Annotated in this window: 3 protein-coding genes; 2 read left to right on the top strand and 1 reads right to left on the bottom strand. The window is 38.5% G+C overall.

Annotated elements, in window-relative coordinates; all coding sequences use genetic code 11:
* The first annotated feature begins 976 nt into the window (after positions 1-976).
* Both F6K49_RS37255 and F6K49_RS37250 read left to right on the top strand, forming a co-directional pair.
* A complete protein-coding gene (locus tag F6K49_RS37255) occupies positions 977-1,378 on the top strand; it encodes a hypothetical protein (protein WP_293038623.1) in 402 nt (133 codons plus the stop codon).
* Between the two features lie 79 nt (positions 1,379-1,457).
* Positions 1,458-3,023, top strand: a complete 1,566-nt coding sequence (locus F6K49_RS37250; RefSeq protein WP_293038620.1) for a hypothetical protein — start codon at positions 1,458-1,460, stop codon at positions 3,021-3,023.
* A 242-nt stretch (positions 3,024-3,265) separates the two neighbouring features.
* Here F6K49_RS37250 and F6K49_RS37245 read toward each other — a convergent pair.
* The coding region (locus tag F6K49_RS37245) for a hypothetical protein (RefSeq protein ID WP_293105083.1) at positions 3,266-3,641 on the bottom strand (376 nt) is incomplete at its 5' end.

The following is a 3,641-nucleotide window of genomic DNA, read 5'->3' as shown; positions in this document are numbered from 1 at the left end:
GTATCAAACAAGGTAGAGCCGAAGGTAGAGCCGAAGGTAAAGCCGAAGGTAGACAGGAAGAAAAACAGCAGATTGCTAAGCAGATGAAGGCGGCAGGGTTACCCGCTCAGGATATTGCCCAATATACGGGGTTGAGTATGGATGAGATTGATCGGTTGTAGGTTCAAATTGCTTCAAGAGCTACAAATTCCTGGGTTTTTGCGAAAAATTGTTGCTTAGATAGGCGAACTGAAATACCGATAATCCCCCAACAAGGCACTTCACCATCACTTGGTCATAAAGACGCTTGAGCGAACCCTATACTCAGTCTTGACTACACTTCCAATGACTGTCGAGAAAAATGTCCGGAATAGGGTTGGATTAGGGCATCGCACATAACAGTAGTGAACCCTGTCCTTATGAGGTTAAGCACCATGGGAATAAAGAACACATAGAAGCTGGGCTAATTCACCTCAGAACATCCAGTCACTGAATGCAGTAATTAACTTCACCAGTTTATGTGATTTATATCACGACTTTATCTAACTAAATCAATAATAATGATTAGTGAAAGTTATAAGATTAGTCAGCTAAATACTATAACTTATCATCTCAGGGTAAAGTATCTTATTATACCAAATCCTGTTCCCACACCCCCCTTATCTGCATAGCCATAGATTCCTGGCATACAAAGATTTGGTCAATTTTTATAAAGGGGTTTTGACAAACGGATTTGGTATTACATCACTAAATTGCAAATCGCTGTTTTTAGCCCAACTACCAGCCCTAGAGGCAAAGAAGGCAGCTACGCTGAGGTCTTGGAGGCGATGCGGAGCAAGCTGAAACCCTTACTGGGTAATAATTTCATCTCATAATTTACAAAAAGATACATTCTGTTTTGGGCACGACCTTGGACTATTCTATAAGGGTTTGAGCTTCCAGAAAGCAGTGTGCCAGGGACTTTTGCTCGTACATAAGTAACAAGGAAGGTTTACGAATGAATTTTGTTGAGATCGCAACATCTGCAGTATCTATACTAATTCCCTACTTGGCTAAGGTAGCTGAGGGTGCAGCTCAAAAGGCTGGTGAGTCTGTTTGGGAAAAGGCGGAAGCCATCTACCAAGCTATTGTCAGTAAATTCAGCGAAGACGGGTATGCAGAACAAACCCTAAAGCGGTTAAAGGAGAAACCCTCGAACGAGGAGCGCCAAAAAGCGTTGGTTGGTATTTTAGCGGAGAAGGCTGAAGAAGACAGTGGATTTGCCAAGCAGTTAAACAGGTTAATTAGCAATGCCGCCCCAGAACAGCCTAGTGGTCAGTCCCAGGACCAAACTAGCACTGGAGATCATAACAATAATCTTCAGATAGGAGGCAACACGGGAGACTTGACCTTTCATTAAGAACTTTAACTATGATGGGTCAAGACCGGAACCGGAAAAAGTAGAGCCGCAAAATATTCCCCCTAAAAACGTTGAGTTCATGGGGCGGGACATTGAGCTTGAAACTTTACATCAGCAGTTGAGACAAAGGGGGAGGGTTGTAATTTACTCTGAGCAAACAAGTCCTGGTAAAACAGAACTAGTGCGACATTATGCCCAGCTTGCTTGGGAAAAGCAGGTTTATCCGGGAGGAGTTTGCTGGTTAGAGGGGCAAGGATCTCATTTAGGGTATGAGGTGGTGGACTTTGCCAAGTCAAAATTAGGTTTACAGCCACCTGAAGGTGGAGATTTACAGAGTCAGGTTAACTACTGCTGGTCACACTGGCTAAAGGGCGATGTGCTGATAGTGCTCAATGGTGTTGAGGATTATCAGCATGTTAAATCCTATTTACCTCCCTGTGGACAACGCTTTAAACTGGTAATTACCACGCCACAACTTTCCTTAGATAAGTCTTTTTCAAGTGGGGGCTTTGAAGGGTTATGTTTGGAGCGTCTTAAACGGAAGCTCATAGATGATTCTAGCAGTGATTTTAATGGAGGTAAGGTTTCTCCTTTATTAAGAATAATAGTTACACTATTACTGCTGTTTTGTAGTGGAGTTTCCCTGTATGCATGCTATGTTTGGGCTGATAGTTCACCTTGGAAATTTTTTTTCACGCGGGATGGCTGGATTATTGAATTGTTTCGTAGTTTCATATTTCTCTTCGCTGAAAACATCATTGTGTTTAGCTCTTTCAGAAAAGATGCTATTGAGCTTTTTTGCTTTAAGAAGGTCTTGCGAGATTATAAGGCAGCAAGAACTAGAATTTTCGTGATCTGGCTGGCTTTGACTCTTTTTGGCATCATATTCATACCGATATACCATCGCTACCTGGCTCCAGAACAGATGGAACAAGATTGGAAAAAGTGGATTTCAGAGAACCCAGAACCAAAATATAATTCTATTGAGCTAGACAGTGATGAAGGGTTTAAGGCATATGTACTTCCTTATCAGTATTACCTGCCTTACTCTTTAATTAATTATATTATTGTTTGGTTGCCCGTTGTTTTAGTTACCGCTTATTCAGCAGTAAAAGACTTTATCTGTTTGAAGGCTTTCAAAAGAGATTTAATATCTGATCTAGAAGAAATAAATAAATTGAAGGAACAGTATAATTTTTTCTTTTATCCTGATGGTTTGTGTAAAAAAGTCGAAAATACTTTTGCCGACTTTTCCCAGTCGTTTATTGAAAAAATAGGTAAGTATACATATGTTTTTTTTGCCTTTACTATAGGTGTTAGTTTTGAGACCTTATTGGGGTACAAGACCTTGGCAAAAACAGCAATATTATGGCTCGCTATTGGTTATTGTTTTTGGCTGATTACTCCGTTGAGTATAGTATTAGCATATAAATTCTATGAAGAAGCCTTGAATTTTTCTATTAGGATTTTGAGAACAATCAACTGTGCTAATGTTAATGTTAGTGAATTTAAAAACAAAAATAAGGTATTTAATTTTGTTTGTGAACTTTTTGAGCGTTACTTAATTTTTTACATATGTATAATAATCATTACTTTTGTAAGTATAATATTCCTTACAGAAAAACTTATTGATAAGCTGCAATGATTTGTTTGACTACTTGATTAGCGTGATTATAGCAAAAAACATATTTTATCTGGAGTGTTTCTTGAATATTAAAAAGTACTTTTTAATATTCAATATTTTAGTATTTTTAATTATTATGTTTGTTATGCAGTTTTTTAATTGAGTAATAGTCAGTTTGTTAAACCTATTTCAGTAAATTATCACCGAACAGAAGTGTCCGTCAAAACAAGGTTGTTAGTCTACTATTAAACTGCATCTGTTGTTTAGTTAGTTTTGTTAATAGTTCTAAAATGCGCCTTAACAGGATGATGGTCTGAGTGTGCAAAATTCAGATTAATCGTCTCAACTGCAACAACTTCAACATTTGGAGAAGTAATAAAGCCATCAATAATCGTAACATAATTGTCACCGGGTATATACGCTTGGTGAACGGTTCTAACAGAAGGTACATTCGGATCTGCCACAATTTTCCAATCTGAAGGAAAAGCATCATCGGGTAAATCATGAACCCAGAAAAGGTATTTATCTTCTGTTTGATGGGGGAATTCTGTTTTAGCAAGGCGCAGATTCCAGTCACCGCCAATAACAACAAAATTACCACGCTGGTATTGCTTCATGGCAAAAGAGCGCACTGCTTCT

The sequence above is a fragment of the Moorena sp. SIO3I6 genome (assembly GCF_010672095.1).
The sequence above is the reverse complement of the archived record's forward strand: the minus strand, read 5'-3'. Positions and strand labels throughout refer to the sequence as shown.

Excerpts from the sequence above, each read along its gene's own strand:
- F6K49_RS37255 (WP_293038623.1), top strand. The coding sequence starts at position 977 with ATGAATTTTGTTGAGATCGCAACATCTGCAGTATCTATACTAATTCCC.
- F6K49_RS37250 (WP_293038620.1), top strand. The coding sequence starts at position 1,458 with ATGGGGCGGGACATTGAGCTTGAAACTTTACATCAGCAGTTGAGACAA.